This is a genomic window from Rhodococcus aetherivorans (assembly GCF_025722975.1).
In the GTDB taxonomy this organism is placed as follows: domain Bacteria; phylum Actinomycetota; class Actinomycetes; order Mycobacteriales; family Mycobacteriaceae; genus Rhodococcus; species Rhodococcus aetherivorans.
In genome coordinates this window covers 101298-119962 of sequence record NZ_CP106982.1, presented here as the reverse complement: position 1 = coordinate 119962, position 18665 = coordinate 101298, and the positions used below count along the sequence as shown (strand labels likewise).

The window sequence follows — 18665 nt, the reverse complement described above, 5'->3', positions numbered from 1 at the left end:
GTCACGAGATACCTTTCGTTGGTCCGCGGCCCCTTGTGGGCCCAGCTCGTTGCCGGGCCCCACGAGAGTCCACGCTGTGGGGGGGTGAGCGTGCGATCAGCAGGCTGGCGCGATCACCGCATCCTGGTTCGGGTAGGCGGCCAGCAGTTCGGTCAGTCGCCGGTGGTAGGCCTCGACGTTGGCGACCTTGATCTGCTCGTATCCGCGGATCATGTCGGGCAGGGCGGCGATGTCGACGGCGGCGGCCAGGATGGCGGGGGTCAGGTCCTGCAGCAGGGTTTCGATGACGGTGCGGTATTCGTCGATCAGGGCGCGTTCCATCTTCCGGATGCGGTGGTAGCCGAAGATGTCGAGCCTGGTGCCGCGGATGCGCCGCATGCGATGCAGGGTCTTGAATCCGGGGTTGACCCATGAGCCGAGCGAGAGCTTGTTCTTCATGCCCATCGCACGCAGCAGCGGCGGGTGCAACCGCACCGCTCGCTTGGCGCTCGTGCCGAAGGTGTCTGTCACCGCGGCGTCGAAGGCGGGGTCGAGTGCCAGGCGAGCGACCTCGTATTCGTCCTTGTAGGCCATGAGCTTGTAGAGGTTCTGTGCGACCGTCTCGGCCAGGGTCGTCGATCCGTCGACTGCGACGGCCTCCCTGGCGCGGACTCGTTCGACGAAGAGTGCGTACTCGGTTGCGTAGGTGCTGTCCTGGTAGTCGATCAGGTCGGCGGTGCGTAGGGCGACGAGACGGGCCAGTTCTGAGCCGTCTTCGGCGCGGACGTTGGCGGCGATATGCAGTGCCCGAGCCGACGGCGGGGCGGGGGTGAACACGGCGCGACGGTTGGCTTCGATCGCGACGGCGAGTGCCTCAGGGTCGGCGACGGCCTGGCGGCCGCGGCGGAAGGCCTGCAGGTTCGCATCGACGGCGGCGCCGTTGAGGGTGATGGCGCGTTCGATCGCGTGGGCGGCGATCGGCAGGACCCCCGTCTGGTAGGCGGCACCGACTAGGAGCATGTTGGTGTACTGCTCGTCGCCGAACAACTCGCGCGACAGGGTGGCCGGGTCGAGATAGACGGCGCGGCGGGTGGCACCGTCGACGGCGGTGCGGATCGTGCCCAGCCCGGGGAAGTGCACCGAGGTGTCGACGACCATCTGCCCCGTCGGGATCTCGGTGGTCGAGACCACCGCGATCGTGGTGTCCGGATCGGCGGCCTTCAGATTGGTCGGGTCGGTGCCCACCAGCGAGTCACACGCCAGGTACAGGTTGCACCGGCCCTGACCGATCTTCGGGCCCTGCTCGAAGGGGTGAGGGCCGAGCTTGAGGTCGGAGACGACCGCGCCGCCCTTCTGCGCCAGGCCGGTCTGGTCGAGGCTGCGCACGAACTTGCCGTCGATCACCGCGGCAGTGGCCAGGATCTGCGAGACCGTGACGACACCGGTGCCGCCGACACCGAGGATGCGCATTCCGAATTCGCCTTCCATTGAGGTGAATTCAGGGTCTCTGATCAGGCCTGTGGTGATGTCCGGCACCGGGGTGCGCTGCTCGACCGGGCCGGGGGTGATGGTCACGAACGACGGGCAGTCGCCTTTCAGGCACGAGTAGTCGAGGTTGCACGAGGACTGGTGGATGGTGGTCTTGCGACCGAACTCGGTCTCGACCGGATGCACCGACAGGCAGTTCGACTTCTCGCCGCAGTCGCCGCAGCCTTCGCAGATGCGTTCGTTGATCATCACCCGGGTGGTGGGGGTGTCGATCGTGCCGCGCTTGCGCTTGCGCCGCTTTTCGGCGGCGCATTCCTGGTCATGGATCAGCACGGTCACACCGGGCACGGTGGCCAGTTCCTGCTGGACCTGCACGAGCTCGTCGCGGTCACGCACGTCGACCCCGCGGGGCAGACGCAGGGCCTTGATCCGGGTGCGGTCCTCGGTGGTGACGACGATCTTGCGCACGCCTTCGGCGAGCAGCAGGCGGGTGATCCGGTCGAGCGGCATGGCGCCCACCGGGTCCTGTCCGCCGGTCATGGCGACGGTGGCGTTGTAGAGCAGTTTGTAGGTGATGTTCTCGCCCGAGGCGACGGCGGCGCGCAGCGCGAGGCTGCCGGAGTGCATGAACGTGCCGTCGCCGACGTTCTGCACGAAGTGATCCTCTTCGAGGAACGGGGCCATACCGATCCACTGGGCGCCTTCCCCGCCCATCTGGGTCAGGCCGATGACGTCGCCGACCTGCTTGTCGTCCATCATCATCACCATCGCGTGGCAGCCGATGCCGCCGCCGATGAGGGTGTCCGGGGCCACTTTGGTCGAGGAGTTGTGCGGGCAGCCGGAGCAGAAGTAGGGGGTGCGGGCCAGCAGCGGCAACACGATCCGCGACCGTTGGGGTCGTTCGCGCCAGCGCTGGACCGGTTCGATCTCGTATTCGCCGCCGAGACGGCGCGCCAGAGCGCCGGCGATCAGATCGGCGTCGAGCTCCCCGAAGGCGTTGACCAGCGGCTTTCCGGTCGGGTCGGTCTTGCCGAGCACCAGCGGCGCGTCGGGGCGACGGTAGAGGATGTCGCGAAGGGCGGTTTCGAGGAACGCACGTTTTTCCTCGACGACGATGATCTCGGTCAGGCCGTCGGCGAAGGTGTGCACGATCTGCGGATCGACGGGATAGATCATCCCGAGTTTGAGGATGCGGATACCGAAGCGGCGCAGGTCGGTTTCGTCGAGTCCGAGGACGGTGAGCGCTTCGCGCAGGTCGAGGTACGTCTTGCCGGAGGTGACCAGGCCGATGCGATCGTCCGGTCCGGAGCACACGATGCGGTTGAGGTGGTTGATGCGCGCGTACTCGAGGGCCCGCGGTAGTCGATCGTGCAGTTGGCTGCGTTCGAGGGTCAGCAGGTTCGGTCCGACCAGGTGGGCGCTGGGGGTGTAGGTGCTCGGGCCCAGGTCGCCGAAACTGGGGTCGATCCGGTCCGGGTGCACCACGGCGGTGCCGGCCCCGTCGGCCACGGCGGTGACGATCTTCAGCCCCGACCACAGCCCGGTGAAGCGGGACAGGAACGGTGCGTGCAGTCCGTAGTCGAGGACTTCCTGCGGATCGGCCGGGTACAAGGTGGGGATCAGCAGATCGGCCATGGCTACCTCGGAGGCGCAGGCCAGGCTCGAGGACTTCCCACCGGGGTCGTCGCCGACCAAGGCGACGGCGCCGCCACGCGGATCCGTGCCGACGAGGTTGGCGTGACGGATGGCGTCCGAGGCACGGTCGAGGCCGGGCGATTTGCCGTACCAGTAGCCGGTCACCGCGTCGGTGCGCATCCGGCCCACCTGCGGGGCCATCTGGGTGCCGAGCACGGAGGTGGCGGCGAGCTCTTCGTTGACCGCCGGCCGGTGCACGATGTCGAAACCGTCCAGGATCTTCTTCTTGCGGGCGATCTCGAGGTCGTAGCCGGCCAGCGGAGAGCCCTCGTAGCCGGAGACGAACGAGGCGGTGCGCCGACCGTGGCGGCGGTCGAGGATCGCCCGGTCGCGCAAGGTCCGCACCAGGGCCTGGATGCCGGTCAGGTAGACCGTGCCGTCGTCGAGAACGTAGCGATCGTCGAGCGAGAAGTCGGACACGGGAGTGTGCACGGTGGTAGACAAGGTGATTCCTTCGAGGATGGGTCGCCCGATCAGGCCGGGGTGGCGCCCGAGCCGAGCCCGGCGACAAGGTCTTCGACAGAGGGGGCCGCATCGATGCGGTCGATGAACGCGGTTTCGGCGAGGTGAGCGCGTTCGCAGTGCTCGACCACCTGGGGGACGTCGAAGAACGGGATGATGCAGATGCCGTCGCGGTCGGCGACGAGGTAGTCGCCGGGATGGACCTGGTGGCCGCCGAGACAGACCGGTCCGTTGAGCTGGACCGTCTCGTAGCGGTAGCGGGCGGCGGCGGGGCGGCGTGCCGCGCTCCACACCGGCAGACCGGTGTCGAGAATCGAGGCGGTGTCGCGTATCGCTCCGTCGACGATGCAGCCGGCGATACCGGCCTTGACGGCCCACCGCGCCGACAGGGCCCCCATCACCGCGCCGGAGCGGGAGCCGGAGCAGTCCATCACGGCGATGTCGCCGGGGCGGCCGAGACCGTACAGGTCGCGGTCCCCGAAGACGGTGCCTTCCCCGTTGCGGCGATTGCTGCTCGGATCACCGCCGAGCGGTACGTAGCGCACGGTGACGGCCGGTCCGCACACGCGTCCGGTGGGAACGAGGGGCTGCAGGGTGTCCACGTCGATGTCGGCGCCGAGCCCCAGTTCGTCCAGAGCATCGGCGACGGCCGAGGCGGTGTCGGGGACGGCCAGCAACCGGGCCGAGAAGTTCTCATTGTGGCGAGGGATGGCGGTGGTGTGGATCTTCTCGGGGGAGATCGCGCCGGGCATCCGGGTTGCCGGCTCAGCCATGTCGAGCCTCCTGCCGGTCGATGCGGCGGGCGGTGGGCAGGGTGGGTCGGCGGCGGCACTCGTATGCGTCGATGTCGGCCGCATGGACGAGGGTCAGACCGATGTCGTCGTAGCCGTGGAGCAGCCGCCCTCGGGTGTGCTCGTCGAGGTGGAACCGGTATACGGTGTCGCCGACGCTAATCTGCAGGCGTACCAGATCGACGGTGACCGGCACCTCCGGGTGGTTCTCGAGGTCCTTCCAGATCCGGTCGACGACGTCCTGAGGCACCTCGACGGTCAGCAGCCCGTTCTTCAGTGCGTTGCCGCGGAAGATATCCCCGAACCGCGGCGCGATGACCACGCGGAACCCGTAGCCCTGCAGAGCCCACACCGCCCACTCCCGGGACGAGCCGGTGCCGAAGTCCTCGCCGGCGACCAGGACGGTGGCGTCGCGATAGGCCGGCTGCTCGAGGACGAAGTCGGGATTGCTGCGCCAGTCGGCGAACAGTGCGTCGGCGAGCCCGTCCGTGGTCACCCCGGCGCAGAACCGGGCCGGGATGATCTGGTCGGTGTCGACGTCGGAGATCCGCAGCGGCGCCCCGGTTCCGGTGTGTTCGGTGAACGTGTCCATCGTCATCAGTCCTCGAGATCGGTGGGAGCGGTGAGCCGGCCGGTGACGGCGCTGGCGGCGGCCACGGCAGGAGAGACCAGATGGGTGCGGGTCCCTCGCCCTTGCCGTCCCTCGAAGTTGCGGTTGTTCGTCGAGGCGGCCCGCTGTCCGGGGCGCAGGCGGTCCTCGTTGAGAGCCACGCACAACGAACACCCGGAGTAGCGCAGGTCGACTCCGGCAGCGGTGAAGATCTCGTCGAGACCTTCGGTGATCGCCTGGGCCCGTACCGCTTCCGAACCGGGGACGAGGAAGACCTCGACACCGGGGGCGATACGGCGGTTCTGCCACACCGCGGCCACTTCCCGCAGGTCCTCGATCCGGCCGTTGGTGCACGAGCCGATGAACACCGCGTCGATCTCGATCTCACGCATGGCGGTGCCGGGCTTCAGATCCATGTAGGTCAGGGCCCGTTCGGCCGCGGCACGGGCACCCGGGTCGAGGAACGAGTCCGGTTCGGGGACGCGGCCGTCGAGCGGAACGGTCTGCGCCGGAGTGGTGCCCCATGATACGCGCGGAGAAACCGTGCCGGCGTCGAGGTGGATCTCCTTGTCGAACACCGCGTCGTCGTCGGAGTAGAACGTGCGCCAGTAGGCGGCTTCGGTGTCGAAGGCCGCGCCGGTGGGCACATGCGGGCGTCCCCGCAGGTATTCGATGGTCACCTCGTCGGGAGCGATCAGTCCGGCGCGGGCGCCCGCTTCGATGGACATGTTGCACACCGTCATCCGGCCTTCCATCGACAGGGCACGAATCGCCTCGCCCTGGTACTCGATGACGTGGCCCTGCCCGCCGGCGGTGCCGATCCGGGCGATGATGTCCAGGATCAGGTCCTTGGCGGTCACACCGGCCGGCAGCCGGCCGTCGACCACCACACGCATGTTCCTCATCGGATTCATCGGCAACGTCTGGGTGGCCAGGACGTGCTCGACCTGGCTGGTGCCGATCCCGAAGGCCAGGGCGCCGAAGGCGCCGTGGGTGCTGGTGTGCGAGTCGCAGCACACCAGCGTCATGCCCGGCTGAGTCAACCCCAGTTCGGGGCCGATCACGTGGGCAATTCCGCGGGCGGCGTCACCGAGTCCGTACAACTCGACGCCGAAATCCTGGCAATTGCGTTCCATGTGACCGATCTGCAGGGCCGCCGCCGGATCGGTGAGCTCGCGCAGCACATCGTCGGTCGGGTTCTGATGATCGACCGTGCCGAGCGTCAGCTCCGGTCTGCGTACCGTTCGCCCGGCCGCTCGCAGATTCGCGAACGCGACCGGAGTGTTGACCTCGTGTAGCAAGTGCATGTCGATGTAGATCAGATCCGGCTCGCCCTCGGCGCAGCGCACGAGGTGGCTGTTCCAGATCTTGTCCGCAAGCGTGTAGCCCATAGCCAGGCCTGTTCCCTCCACTTGTTCGAAGCCGCCGGTGGGGCAGTGTCGCCCCCGGCGCGGACGCGGGGACCAGTTCGATGGTCGGCCTCGACGAATGGCCCCGGCGCGCTCCGTGTGACCCAGAACATACGCATATCAATGCCGTAAGGTGAATACCCGCCCGAAAAGAACTACCAAGTGCTCAATCTGTTCGCCGCTTCGGTGGACCGTATGCGCACCTGGACCAATTCCGCCCCTAGTGATGGGAGTAACCCCGTGGACGGCTTCGACAAGCTCGATCTCGACATCCTGCGGCTCATCGTCGAAGAGCCTCGCGCCGGCGTGCGCGAGTACTCCCGGCGTCTGAATATCGCCCGCAACACCGCTCAGGCGCGCATCACCAAACTCGAAAAGGCCGGCGTCGTGGTCAGTTGGCGCCCGCAGATCAATCTCGCCCCACTCGGGTATGCCGTCATGGCGTTCGTGCACGTGCACATCGCCCAGAGTCAGGTCAACGAAACCCTCGACCGGCTGACCGCGATCCCCGAACTGATCGAGGCCAACACCGTTTCCGGTGAAGGGGACCTGTTGTGCCGCTTCGTCGCCCGGGACAACGCCCACTTCGAGGAAGTGCTTCAGGCGGTGATGAAAACCGAGGGCGTACTGCGCACCCGCTCGGAGATCGTGCTGAGCCGGCGGATCTGGCCGCGGACCATCCCCATCGTCGAAAAGCTTCGCGCCGAACGCTGACCACGACCCGGCGCCGAGCGGAGCCTTTTCAAGCCCTTGGCTCAGCGGGGGTTTCAAAGATGAGCACAAGTCTCCGGACGCATGGAAATCCTGAGCAATCGGCTCAATCTCTTGCCGGCTTTCCTGCATGTGTTGAGCACCTGGACGCCTTCTCCGAAGGCGGCTTGCTTCTGTGACTGCCATCACCTTTCAATAGCCGCGAGTGACGGTGCCGCAACCACGCCATGTAACCGCGACCCGTCCAGGATCGGCCGCCACCGGCTCGAACCGGCAGGCGTGCTCGGCACAGCCGAGCCACCACCGAAAGGGTTACCTCCGATGCTGTACTTCATCTCGATCGCGGCGTTGATAGCACTGTTCGCGATCGGCACCATGACACCCATCAACATGGGCGTCCTGGCCTTCGCCGCGGCCTTCGTCGTCGGAGGCTGGCTCTCCGGCATAGCGCTCGACGACATCTTCGGCTTCTTCCCCGGAAGCATCTTCACCATCATCGTCGGCATCACGCTGCTGTTCGGGATCGCACGGGTGAACGGCACCGTCGACCTGATCGTCGCCGGATCGCTCAAACTCGTCCGCGGCAAGCGCTGGGCCATCGTCTGGCTGATGTTCTTCCTCGGCGCCGGACTGATGACCATGGGATCCGTCCTGGCGGTCGGCATGCTCGCGCCGATCGCCATGCCGATCGCCAAACGCTACAAGATCGACCCGCTGCTGATGGGCATGATGATCAGCCACGGCGTCCTCGGCGCAGCCTTCTCACCGATCACCGTCTACGGCGCCTTCACCAACGGCTGGCTGCAGTCCGCCGGACTGCCCTCCAACCCACTAGCGCTATACCTGATCCCTCTGGGCCTTAGCTTCCTGCTCGCACTGGCACTGTTCCTCGTGCGCGGCCGCGACCTGCTTCGCTCCGACGATCAGACGATCGACCTTGACGACCTCACCGGCGCCGACCACCCCACTGTCGCGGGCGGCCCCGCTCCGCAGCCGCGTGGAGGCGAGCTCGTCACCGCGGGAGCCGCCGCCGGTCAGCACGCGGTGTCCGCTCGGCCCGGTGCCGGCCCGATGGCCGTGACCACCGGGTCACCGCAGCCCACCCCCGACCGGCTCGACGAGATCGAATCCACCGGCTTCACCCCGCTGCGGGTCCTGACCCTGCTCGGCATGGTCGCGCTGCTCGTCGGCTCGGCCGTGTTCCAGATCGACGTCGGCGTGTGCTCTATGGTCATCGCCGCCGTACTGCTCGTTCTGGCGCCGAACAAGCACAAGCCGGCCGTCAACAACGTCACCTGGTCCGCAGTGCTCCTCGTCTGCGGCATGCTCACCTACATGAGCGTGCTGAAAGAGAACGGCACCATCGGATTCCTCGGAGACGCGGCGGCATCACTGGGCTCCCCGATGCTCACCGCCCTGGTCCTCTGCTACGCCGTCGCAGCGGTCTCCGCCGTGGGATCGTCCATCGGCACCCTCGGCATCGTCCTGCCGCTCGCCGCGCCCCTGCTGCTGATGGGCGATCTCGGCCTCGTCGGATTCGTCGCCGCGGTCTCCTTCGCCGCTGTCATCGTCGATGTCAGTCCGCTGTCGAGCAATGGGGTCATGGTGCTTGCCAATGCCCAGGTCCCCGACCGGGAGAAATTCCAGCGCACGCTGTTCAAGTACACCGGCTACATCGTCCTGGTCGCCCCGATCCTGGCCTGGCTTCTCGTCGTACTCCCCACATCACTCTGAGATCCAAGCAAAAGGACCGGTGTCCGCTTCGAAGCGGACACCGGTCCTCCGAATTTCAGCGGAGCCACTCACCCCGCCGCAGGTGGCTGCGCCGAGGGTCGGTGAGATCACCGAGAGTCTTTCTCGTCGGCATCGGTCGCACCGGCATCGTGACGGTCAACGAGGCCCCGCCGGAGTTGCCCCCCAAACTCTCTCCGGCGGGGTTTCTCATGTTCGATCTCGGGCCGCTCTCGACCGAGCGTGCGACACTGCAGGGCGGCCGGTTCGGACTGCGCCTTGCAGGGGACTGCACAGTACGAACCGGCCCTTCTCGTCTTCCGCGGACGGACTTCCAGTCGGTGCTTCCACGGACGGAACTGGATCATCCCTGTACCAGGGAGGGTGCCGGTGTCCCGACGGGAGGGATCGAACGCGCTGGCGGAAGCATGAGTGCATTGCGTGCACGCCACGCATGCAGCTTTGCGTCGAGGCGGGCCGGGCCTTCGGTTCGACACCGCCGCCTCGGGGTCTTCGCACTCGGGAGGCGCTTGTTCCGCTTTGTAGTCGAGGTACTCGGCTCAGCCCGCAGCACAGCCGCGTTCGTCCTCGATCGAACCCGGCTGTGCGTGCTTGTCCCTCATGTTCGACCGGAGCTCACCGGCGGCACCCCTACCCCCCGGCTCGATGCTGCGTCGCAGGCAGGGCCCTCAGTCCTGATCGTCCGACGATGCGAAACGAACGTCCCGCCAGAATTCGCACCGCAGAGCCAATGACCGGTGCTGATCCCACTCCCGCAGCGCCGCCACATACCGGGCATGTGGGGCGGTGTCCCGTTCGACGCTGAGCTCGAGAACGGGAAATCCAGCCGCCGCATCGCTTCGGCGACCCTCACCCGGACCGCTCGGCCGTTGAAGTCCTCGAACGGATGCACGTGCAGCGCGGCTCGACCGTGGCGTGGGAGTCCTTCGGCGGTTCGCCTTCCGGAACCGTGAATCGCCAGTACGTGACAGGCGACAGTTCGTCCGTCAGGACGTGCCTGCCCGATTCAGCCCGGTAGACGCTCGTGGTGCCGTAGAAGAACTCTCCACGATTCGGTCCCATACCGCTGCTGCCACGGCATTCACCCCGTAGACGACCCCTCGCAGGTGCGATGTCACTGGGCAGTGGCAGGCGAACCGACCGGCTCCACGGCAGCGCTGCCCGTGACGGGGTAGACGGCGTACTCCACGCCCGAGAGGTACTGGACGGTACGCACCACCTGGCATGAGTAACCGAACTCGTTGTCGTACCAGACGTAGAGAATGGCGGTGTCACCGTCGACGATTGCCGCGTTGGCGTCAATGATGCATGCCGCGCGTGAACCGATGAAGTCGCTGGACACGGCGTCGGTTGCCGCGGTGTAGTCGAGATTCCGACTCAGTGCGCCTGTCAGCGATTCCTGACGAAGATGTTCGAGCACTTCATCTTTGGTGGTCTCACGCCCCAGCTGAAGGTGGAGGATGGCGACGGAGACGTCCGGGGTGGGTACGCGGATCGAGTTACCGGTGATCCTTGCCTGAAGGCCGGGAAGCGCCTTCGCCACGGCCGACGCGGCACCTGTTTCGGTGAGCACGAGGTTGAAGGGCGCCGATCGGCCGCGCCGATCGGCCTTGTGGTAGTTGTCCAGCAGGTTTTGGTCATTGGTGAAGGAGTGCACGGTCTCGACGTGGCCTCGCGCGACACCGAACTCGTCGTCCATGGCCTTCAGTGGCGGGACAATGGCATTGGTGGTGCACGATGCGCACGAGACGATGTTCTCGGTCGGGTCGAGGTCGCGGTGATTGACGCCGTGCACAATGTTGGGCACGTCGCCCTTGCCGGGCGCGGTGAGCACCACCTTGGCCACCCCCGGGCGGAGGTGCTGCGACAGCCCGTCGCGGTCGCGCCAGATCCCGGTGTTGTCGATCAGGATGGCGTTGTCGATGCCGTACTCGGTGTAGTCGACGCTCGTCGGATCGTTGCTGTAGATGAACTTGATGACGTTGCCGTTGGCGATCAGGGTGTTGTTCTCTGGGTCGACCTTGATCGTGCCGTTGAACTGCCCGTGGACCGAGTCGCGACGCAGCAGCGAGGCGCGCTTGGTCAGGTCGTCACTACCTCCCTTTCGGACCACCACGGCGCGCAAGTTCAACCCATTTCCCGAGCCGGCCTTTTCGATCAGGAGTCGAGCCACCAGTCGACCGATGCGCCCGAATCCGTACAGGATCACATCCTGCGGCTGCGGAGACGTCGGAGCGGTACCGGCCAGTTCGGCAAGACTGCGTGCAACGAACTCAGGGATCGACACTCCGTCGCCGTTCGCCCGGTAGTTCATCACCAGCAGTCCGAGATCGATCTTGGAGGGCCGGAGGTCGAGATGCGTCAGTGCCTCGAGGAAAGGGAACGTCTCTTCGACGGACAGCTCGTCGCCGCTGATCTGTCGGGCGAAACGATGGGTTCGCAGGATGCTGATGACCGACTTGTTCACCAGGGAGCGGCTGTGAAGCAGAATGGTCACCGAGCGCGTGCGGTGTAAGCCACCGATGATCGGGATCATCGCTTCCGCAAGAGCCTCCTCGGAGTTCCACTGTGCCAATTCTGCTGTGCTCACTGTGCTCCTCTGCCTTTCCGGCTCGTGGGACACGTCCGGTGGTTGGATGCCGGCCCGGACGAGACGCACGTCACTCGCCGGTCAGCGTTCCGGATCGGTGGAACAGTTCACGACCGACGCCGATCAGGACGTGCGCAACACCAAGCATATGGAAGCGCTCCCTCGGATCGACAAGCCGGTCGCCGAAACCGTCCCGGGGGCGTGGACCTGCCGCCTCACGCGAAGAATGCCACGGACAACCTGCTGTCCTATCCATCAGTAGCAGCAGGAGGAGGCTTCTTGTGAGTGAGCGGCGGCGGCGCACAGCAGCAAGCAAGCAGAGGCCGATACTCCCCCTCGCTGCGGTGCGGACGCAGGTCACATCCTGGTGGATCGGATTCGGTCACGTTCCAGCGGGCGCACGCGGGAAGGCGCATGTGCGCACCCTCCGCGACCATGGCGAAGAAGAGCGGGGCGAGTGGCAGCGTTGACGGTTGCCGGGTCTTCGCCTACGTCGACGTCCAGGGACCGGACGCAGGGTGCGCGTTCGACGCCGCCCGCGAGGAAGCGGCGTTGCATCCGCTGTCCGACACGCGCCTGCTCGGCCTTGTCGAGCAGGCACTCGAGGTCGGCTTGCACCCGACGAAGCTGCGCACCCTGTCCGGCACGGGAGTCGGGATCATGCGACGCGACTTCGGGGTCGAGTTGCCCGCGCCCGGCAACGACTGCCTCTGACAGCGCAACACAGGCGAGGCTCCCGGAATCCCTGGTTCCGGGGGCCTCGCCCGTGGCGTAGGAACGTCGTTCCGGCACGAGCCGGAATGACGTGGGCGCCACCACTACCGCGTCCAGCACAACCGGGCGCGTACGGTCGCCACGTCTCGCACCTCCAGCACGAACACCACCTCGATCCGATCGCCGGTCGGTCGCCGGACGGCACCAGCAAAGATGCCGTCGTGGCGCTGTTCGCTGCCGCCGATCCGGCCGGATTGATCGGCTGGGACGGTCCCGGTCCCGAACCCGTGTTCCCACGCCAAGCGGGCACAGGCACCATGGCACCTTCCTCGCCCGTCGTTCCGTCCAACTCTGCTGCACCGCAACATGAGTGGTGGGTAATCGTGCTTATCCACCACACCTGGTGGGGGCTCACCGGCCTGCCGTCGAGCAAGGACCAAGCGTCACGCCTCAGAACATGTCGATGGTGTGTGGGCTCGAGGGGTTCAGAGTCCGGGTATCGGGGGCAGTTCCGGTAGGGGGAGCGGCGGGGGTGGGGGAAGTGTGGGCAGTTGGTACTGCGGGAGACCGGGAATGAGGGGGGCTGGTTCCGGTGGGGGTGGCGGAGCCGATGTGTCGGCCGGCGCACTGTTCTGCGTCCGGGGGGTGGCGGGGGGCTGGGGCGGATTGTGTGTCTGCGGCGGGTTCGTGGTGCGCGCTTCGGTCTGTGCGGGGATCGTCGGCTGCGTGTCGACCACCGGCGGGGCGGCTTCCGGGGGCGGGGCCACGTCCGCGGTCGTAGTGGGCGGTGGCGGGGCGGTGGGCTGTGCGTCCCGCTCGGAACCCTGCAGCAGGTCGGTGCCGAGGCCGGTGCCGAGGCCGATCGCCGCGACGACGGTGACGACGCTGCCGGCGAGGAGGAGGCGTCGAGGTGTCCGCGGCGGTGCGGTCGTCTCGACGGTGTGCCGGGTGTCGACGGTGTTGCTCGTCTGGTGGGGCGCGGGTGCCGTTGTCGGGGACATCACCGTGCCGCCCGCCTCGCCGGTGGCGGGGCGGGCCAGCAGCGCCGCACCCTCGGCCGCGACGAGTTCGGGTTGTGCGGGCACGATCACCGGGAGGTCGAGCCGGGACTGCATCACGGAGGTGACCAGCGGGATGTGCGCACCGCCGCCGAGGAGCACCGCGGCGTCGGGAGTGCGGCCGGAGCGGCGGATGACCTCCCGGGTGAGGTGGGCCGAGGCTTTTACGGGGCCGTCGATGAGCGAATCGAAGCTGTCCTGGGAGAGCAGCAGCAGACCGCCCTCCCCGGGCATGCACACCGCGCCGTGGGTGGACAGCTGCTCCTTCGCGTCGCGGCACCGGGCGGTGAGGGCGAGCTGTGCTGCCGGGTCGGCCGGCGTGGTGAAGCGGTGCAGTTCCAGGTGATGGTGGTAGATCAGCCGGTCGAGGAGGTCGCCGCTGATCCGGTCCGAGCGTGCGGTGCTCAGCACGAGCCCGGTGGGGCGGTCGACGACGGTGACGGTGAGGCCGGAACTGCCGAGGTCGTAGAACACGAGCGTCTCGTGGTCGCCGAGATCCCCGGACGTCTCCAGCCTCTCGAGCGCGGCCGTCACTTCGGGGACCAAGTGGAAGTGGCCGATCTCGAGTCGGGTCATCGCGGCCTGGACGGCACCGGCCTGCGCCTGGTTCCGGTACGCGACGCCGATGGCCTGGGCCTCGTCGATCTCGTCGGTTTCGGCGAGCACCGTGTCGAGGGATGCGGCGGCCGGGTCTCCCGGCCGTTCGAGGGTCGCGGTCACCGACCGTGATCGGAAGAGCGGACCGTGGGGGCTCTCGGTGTCGCGGCACGCGAAGCGCACAGCGCTGGCCCCGACCGACACACCGAGAACCGACGTCATGACGCCGACTATAACGGTTCGGTCACGGGTCGCGCGCACGGAGCCGGTCGGCTCGGTGCTGCCGGTACACCACCGCCGCGCCGCTCGGTCCTGGACCCCACCACTACGCGGCTCGGCCGGATCAGCCCGCGACGTCGTGCAGATGGTGCTCGACGTCGTGCAGCAGATACTGGCACAACTGCGCGACGGTGAACCGGCGGCCGTCGCTGCGCAGGCCGTCGCGCCGCCAGTCCTCGACGCCCTCGACGATCTTGACGGTCTCGTCGGTGCGTGACGCGATCTGCCGGGCCACGGCGGCGGGATCTGCCGCCCAGAACCGCCGGCGGATCGCCTCGGCCTCGCCGTCGTAATCGGCGAACGTCGGGGTGTCCTCGGTGATCATCGCCCGCACTCGTTGTCCGAGGACGGCGATGAGGTCGCGCGCGTGGGAGGCGTACTCGAGCGTCGACCACACCCTCGGAGCGGGACGCTCGGCGACGTTCGGCCGTCGCAGCACGGCCTGCCAGCGTGGCACGCCGGCGCGCAAGCGTTGACCGGTCGTGGCCGGATCGTGCAGCGTGTACCCGCACTCGGGGCACCCTCGGTCGAGCACGAAGGTCCAGTCGCGAGTGTCGGGTTCAGCGGGTTCCGGCGCGGTGTCCATGGCCCCATGGTGCCGCTGTACGGGCTCTTCCGGTCCTGGAGTGCCTCGATCGCGCGGGTGAGGTTGCCGCAGTGCGGCAGTGACGGGATCCGGTGGGGGTCGGGTTGCCGAATCGGAGGGCGTGACGGGGCAGTGCTTCGAGTCGGGCGTTGATCGCCGCGGTGGGTCCGTTCGAGGCGCGGTGGTCGACGCAGGCGAGCACGTCGGCTCTGCGTCGGTGCAGGGTGCGTCCGAGTGAGGCGAGGTCGTCGAGACCATCCGGAACTGACCGATGGTCTTCGTTGAATAACGCACGACAACGGCTCCGTACGGTTCGGCGTTCGGGGACCAGCCGTTTGGGCGGCGGCGGGGCGCGGTGTCGCCCACATCCTGCTACCGGGTGCGCATGAGGGCAATATTCGTGCACGAGGTGCCGCTCGGCGAAGCCGAGGACAAGCTCTCGGCGCTGGTCGACAGCGACGAAGCCACGCACGACATCATCACGATCACCCGGCACGGCAAACCGGCCGCGGTCCTGATGTCGGTCGACGATCTGGAATCACTGCAGGAAACGATCTACTGGCTGTCTCGCCCGGCACCGCCGAGTCGCTCGCGGCCGCCGACGGCGATCCTGCTCAGTGCTGACTCGCAGGGCCGGATCTTGGGGAACCGGATCGGTAGCGCCGTCCCGGTTCCGGCCTCATCACAACCGAAGCCTGGCAGGCCGAGCCCGCCACCGAGACCTCGCCTGCTGATTCACACGAGGGTCACGCACGGGTGATCGTGGTCTTCCGGTCCACGCTCACCGCGCCTGCCGGTGCTGCCGGGCGTGGGCGAGAGCCGCGACCGCCCGCAGCACCTGCGGTGCGCGCCGGGCGGTGCGGAGCACGGCCCGGTCGAGCACGGACAGGTCGAGGGACCGGTGCGCGATCGGGGGCGGGTCCGTGATCGCGTCGGTGAGCGCGTACAGCTGCCATCGGCCGGGCACCCCGGCGAGCCGGTGCCGGCCCCGGTCGGCGAACCTCAGGCCCGAGCCGGTGCCGAGGTCGCGGGCGGTGCGGGAGACCAGGATCTCGCCGGGACCGGCGGTCGCGCCGATGCGCGCCCCGATGTGCACGGACAATCCGGTCAGCTCGGGTCCGGCGTGCTCGACGGTCCCGGTGTGGACGCCGGCCCGGATCTCGATGCCGAGACCGCGGGCGTCGTCGCGGATCCGCGCGGCACAGCGCACGGCCGCGGCCGGGCCGTCGAAGAGGCTCAACGTCCCGTCCCCCGTGACCTTCACGAGCCGGCCGCCGGCCTGCTCCACCTCGGCCCGGACCCGTCGTTCGTGGGCGGCGCGCAGGTCGCGGTAGGCGCCGTCGCCGATACGGGCGAGCAGTTTCGTCGAGCCGACAATGTCGGTGAACAGCAGCGACGCGAGGCTGCGGTCGGCGTCGACGGGATGCTGCATCCCGGTGGCGAGTTCCTCGACGTGGTCGAGGATCGGCCGCCACGCCTCCCCGAGCGAGGCGCCGGGCAGGGCGTTCGGCAACAGGTGGAACGAACCGCGGGGGATCTGCCGCGCGACGAACTCGGCGGCGGCGCGGGGCACGGGGCTGGCGGCCGGGAGCAGCACCCGGGCCGGGCACTGGATCGACGGCAGGACGCTGGAGTAGTCGAGCCGGAAGATCCACTCGAGGTGCGCCTGCGTCGTGGTCGGTGTCGCGGAGCAGCGTTCGAGCATCGCCATCAGCCGCCGGTTGTAGGGGTTGTCGGCGTGGTGCTCCCACATCCGGACCGAGGCCCCGGAACCCCACTCCCGGCCCACGGTCCGCCAGTTGTCGACGAACTCCGCCCGCCGCACCGGCGTCCATCCGTGCGGCTCACCGTCGCCGCCGAGGAGACGCTCGGCAAACGGCTGGACGAGGACCAGGCCGGCGACGCGGTCCGGGGCGCGGGCGGCGACGAGGCACTGCGGTCCACAGGTGCTGGCGACGCCGACGAGGGTGGCCCGGCGCATCCCCACCTCGTCCATCACGGCCAGCACGTCGTCGGCCTGCTCCTCGAGGCTGGGCACCCGGTCCAGCGGATCGGACAGCCCGATCCCGCGGCGCTGGAAGTACACCGAGCGGCCGAAGGTGCCGTTGCGTTCGATCAGGTAGTGCAGGTGGGGGTCGGTCCACATCAGGTCCAGGTGGGTCTGGATCTCGAGGAACCACACGACGTCCACCGGGCCTTCACCCACCACCTGGTACGCGAGGCCGTGGCCGTCGCGCGGAAGATACCGGGTGACCGGTGGGTCCATCTCCTCAGGCTAGCGGGGCTGCCGGGCGGCGAACAGCCCGCTCTGTGACAAGCACCACGCTGCGCGGTAGGTTGGTGTAACTGCAAGAACTACTCACCAGTAGGGGTATGACATGCCTGCTCCCAGCGCCGCCACCTTCGCACGGTTGGCCGAGCTCATCGCCATCCCGGACGCAGCGAGCCGTCCCACCCGCTCGGTCGTGGAGGCTTTCACCGGTCGTGAACTCGCGACGGTTCCCATCGGCACCGCCGACGACGCCAGGGCCGCCCTCGAGCGGGCCCGCGTCGCGCAGGTCGACTGGGCACGCCGCTCCGTCGAGCAACGCGCCGAGATCTTCCACCGCTACCACGACCTGGTGCTGGCCCACCGCGAAGAACTGATGGACATGGCCCAGGCCGAGACCGGCAAGGCCCGCGCGTCGGCGCAGGAGGAGGTCCTCGACATCGCCCTCACCGCGCGCTACTACGCGCGCACCGCGCCCCGGCTGCTGCGTCCCCGCCGCGCCACGGGCATGCTTCCCGGCCTGACGAAGACCACCGTGCGCTACCACCCGAAGGGCGTCGTCGGGGTCATCGCACCGTGGAACTACCCGATGACCCTCGCCGTCTCCGACGCGATCGCCGCCCTGCTCGCCGGTAACGCCGTCGTCCTCAAGCCCGACAGCCAGACCCCCTACTGCGCGCTGGCCGTCGTCGAACTGCTCTATCGGGCCGGCCTGCCGCGCGACCTGTTCGCCGTGGTGCCCGGGCCCGGCTCCGTCGTGGGCACCGCCCTCGTCGAGAACGCCGACTACCTCATGTTCACCGGCTCCTCGCAGACCGGCAGCCTCCTCGCCGAGCAGGCGGGCCGCCGCCTCATCGGCTTCTCCGCCGAACTCGGCGGCAAGAACCCGATGATCGTCACCGCCGGCGCGAACCTGCGTGAGGTCACCGACGCGGCCGTGCGGGCGTGCTTCTCCAACTCCGGGCAGCTGTGCATCTCCATCGAACGGATCTACGTGGAGAAGTCCGTCGCCCCCGAGTTCCTCCGCATGCTCGGCGAGCGGGTGCGGAACATGACCCTCGGGCCGGGTTACGAGTACGGCGTCGAAATGGGCAGCATGGTCAACGAGACCCAGGTCAAGGCCGTCTCCGGGCACGTCGACGACGCCGTCGCCAAGGGCGCCACCGTCGTTGCCGGCGGCCGGGCCCGGCCCGATCTCGGCCCCCTGTTCTACGAGCCGACGGTGCTCACCGACGTCCCCGAGGACGCCGAGTGCTACCGGGAGGAGACGTTCGGTCCGCTCGTGTCGGTGTACCCGGTGGACAACGTCGAGGAGGCGATCCGTCGCGCCAACGACACCGAGTACGGGCTCAATGCCAGCGTGTGGGCGGGCACCAAGGCGCAGGGCGAGGCCATCGCGGCGCGGGTGCGGGCGGGCACCGTCAACGTCGACGAGGGCTACGCGCCGGCGTGGGGCAGCACCGACGCGCCGATGGGCGGCATGGGCATCTCGGGTATGGGCCGCCGGCACGGCGCCGAGGGCCTGATCAAGTACACCGAGCCGCAGACGATCGCGACGACCCGGGTGATGAATCTCGGTGGGCCCCGTGGGGTTCCGCCGAAGCTGTGGTCGAAGGTGATGCCGCCCTTCGTCAAGGCGATGCAGTGGCTGCCGGGCCGGTGACGGCCGGCATTT

At 68.2% G+C, this 18665-nt stretch carries 13 protein-coding genes and 1 pseudogene; 5 read left to right on the top strand and 9 right to left on the bottom strand.

Translation table 11 applies throughout. From position 1 onward, the window contains the following. Positions 1-96: 96 nt before the first annotated feature. Genes OCS65_RS00600 through leuC form a run of 4 tightly spaced genes read right to left on the bottom strand, consistent with a single transcriptional unit; the run spans position 97 to position 6416 of the window. Entirely contained in the window at positions 97-3606 is a 3510-nt protein-coding gene (locus tag OCS65_RS00600) for an indolepyruvate ferredoxin oxidoreductase family protein (protein ID WP_157127608.1), read from the bottom strand. Positions 3607-3635: 29 nt separating this feature from the next. Further along, the gene (locus tag OCS65_RS00595) at positions 3636-4397 is read right to left on the bottom strand and encodes an RraA family protein (protein ID WP_065923239.1); all 762 of its coding nucleotides are present in this window, start codon (positions 4395-4397) and stop codon (positions 3636-3638) included. Beyond that, positions 4390-5007, bottom strand: a complete 618-nt coding sequence (gene leuD, locus OCS65_RS00590) for a 3-isopropylmalate dehydratase small subunit (protein WP_065923576.1) — start codon at positions 5005-5007, stop codon at positions 4390-4392. Before leuD ends, OCS65_RS00595 begins: the two co-directional genes overlap by 8 nt. A gap of 5 nt (positions 5008-5012) precedes the next feature. Beyond that, positions 5013-6416: a 3-isopropylmalate dehydratase large subunit gene (gene leuC, locus OCS65_RS00585; protein ID WP_065923238.1), complete on the bottom strand. Its 1404-nt coding sequence runs from the start codon at positions 6414-6416 to the stop codon at positions 5013-5015. Between the two features lie 258 nt (positions 6417-6674). On the opposite strand from leuC, the gene OCS65_RS00580 reads away from it, so the two are divergent. Then, positions 6675-7148, top strand: a complete 474-nt coding sequence (locus OCS65_RS00580; protein WP_065923237.1) for an Lrp/AsnC family transcriptional regulator — start codon at positions 6675-6677, stop codon at positions 7146-7148. Positions 7149-7466: 318 nt separating this feature from the next. Further along, positions 7467-8879, top strand: coding sequence for an SLC13 family permease (locus tag OCS65_RS00575; RefSeq protein WP_065923236.1), 1413 nt, complete (start codon positions 7467-7469; stop codon positions 8877-8879). Between the two features lie 1132 nt (positions 8880-10011). Here OCS65_RS00575 and OCS65_RS00570 read toward each other — a convergent pair. Next, on the bottom strand, positions 10012-11487 hold the full coding sequence (locus tag OCS65_RS00570; protein ID WP_102799200.1) for a glyceraldehyde-3-phosphate dehydrogenase: 1476 nt from the start codon (positions 11485-11487) through the stop codon (positions 10012-10014). 435 nt (positions 11488-11922) lie between these two features. Here OCS65_RS00570 and OCS65_RS00565 point away from each other — a divergent pair, with 435 nt between their 5' ends. Continuing rightward, a complete protein-coding gene (locus tag OCS65_RS00565) occupies positions 11923-12201 on the top strand; it encodes a DUF4192 domain-containing protein (protein ID WP_251550025.1) in 279 nt (92 codons plus the stop codon). A gap of 485 nt (positions 12202-12686) precedes the next feature. Here the strand turns inward: OCS65_RS00565 and OCS65_RS00560 are convergent, their stop codons facing one another. From OCS65_RS00560 to OCS65_RS29885, 3 genes are all read right to left on the bottom strand, one after another. Beyond that, positions 12687-14078, bottom strand: a complete 1392-nt coding sequence (locus OCS65_RS00560; protein ID WP_231772180.1) for a DUF7159 family protein — start codon at positions 14076-14078, stop codon at positions 12687-12689. A gap of 121 nt (positions 14079-14199) precedes the next feature. Continuing rightward, positions 14200-14721 carry a DinB family protein gene (locus OCS65_RS00555; protein WP_231772179.1) on the bottom strand — a complete coding sequence of 174 codons (522 nt, stop codon included), beginning with the start codon at positions 14719-14721 and terminating at the stop codon, positions 14200-14202. After that, positions 14696-15127, bottom strand: coding sequence for a transposase (locus OCS65_RS29885; RefSeq protein ID WP_420833223.1), 432 nt, complete (start codon positions 15125-15127; stop codon positions 14696-14698). Before OCS65_RS29885 ends, OCS65_RS00555 begins: the two co-directional genes overlap by 26 nt. Between OCS65_RS29885 and OCS65_RS00545 the strand changes: the two are divergent. Further along, a pseudogene (locus OCS65_RS00545) lies at positions 15122-15345 on the top strand (type II toxin-antitoxin system Phd/YefM family antitoxin). The gene OCS65_RS29885 and the pseudogene OCS65_RS00545 overlap by 6 nt on opposite strands. A gap of 157 nt (positions 15346-15502) precedes the next feature. Here OCS65_RS00545 and OCS65_RS00540 read toward each other — a convergent pair. After that, on the bottom strand, positions 15503-16987 hold the full coding sequence (locus OCS65_RS00540; RefSeq protein WP_029546914.1) for an adenylate/guanylate cyclase domain-containing protein: 1485 nt from the start codon (positions 16985-16987) through the stop codon (positions 15503-15505). Positions 16988-17099: 112 nt separating this feature from the next. Between OCS65_RS00540 and OCS65_RS00535 the strand changes: the two genes are divergently transcribed. Next, a complete protein-coding gene (locus tag OCS65_RS00535) occupies positions 17100-18653 on the top strand; it encodes a succinic semialdehyde dehydrogenase (RefSeq protein ID WP_029546915.1) in 1554 nt (517 codons plus the stop codon). Positions 18654-18665: the final 12 nt, after the last annotated feature.

Coding starts and splice junctions, on each gene's coding strand:
- OCS65_RS00595 (WP_065923239.1), bottom strand. CDS start 4,397: ATGGCTGAGCCGGCAACCCGGATGCCCGGCGCGATCTCCCCCGAGAAG.
- leuD (WP_065923576.1), bottom strand. CDS start 5,007: ATGGACACGTTCACCGAACACACCGGAACCGGGGCGCCGCTGCGGATC.
- leuC (WP_065923238.1), bottom strand. CDS start 6,416: ATGGGCTACACGCTTGCGGACAAGATCTGGAACAGCCACCTCGTGCGC.
- OCS65_RS00575 (WP_065923236.1), top strand. CDS start 7,467: ATGCTGTACTTCATCTCGATCGCGGCGTTGATAGCACTGTTCGCGATC.
- OCS65_RS00565 (WP_251550025.1), top strand. CDS start 11,923: ATGGCGAAGAAGAGCGGGGCGAGTGGCAGCGTTGACGGTTGCCGGGTC.
- OCS65_RS00560 (WP_231772180.1), bottom strand. CDS start 14,078: ATGACGTCGGTTCTCGGTGTGTCGGTCGGGGCCAGCGCTGTGCGCTTC.
- OCS65_RS00555 (WP_231772179.1), bottom strand. CDS start 14,721: ATGGACACCGCGCCGGAACCCGCTGAACCCGACACTCGCGACTGGACC.
- OCS65_RS00540 (WP_029546914.1), bottom strand. CDS start 16,987: ATGGACCCACCGGTCACCCGGTATCTTCCGCGCGACGGCCACGGCCTC.
- OCS65_RS00535 (WP_029546915.1), top strand. CDS start 17,100: ATGCCTGCTCCCAGCGCCGCCACCTTCGCACGGTTGGCCGAGCTCATC.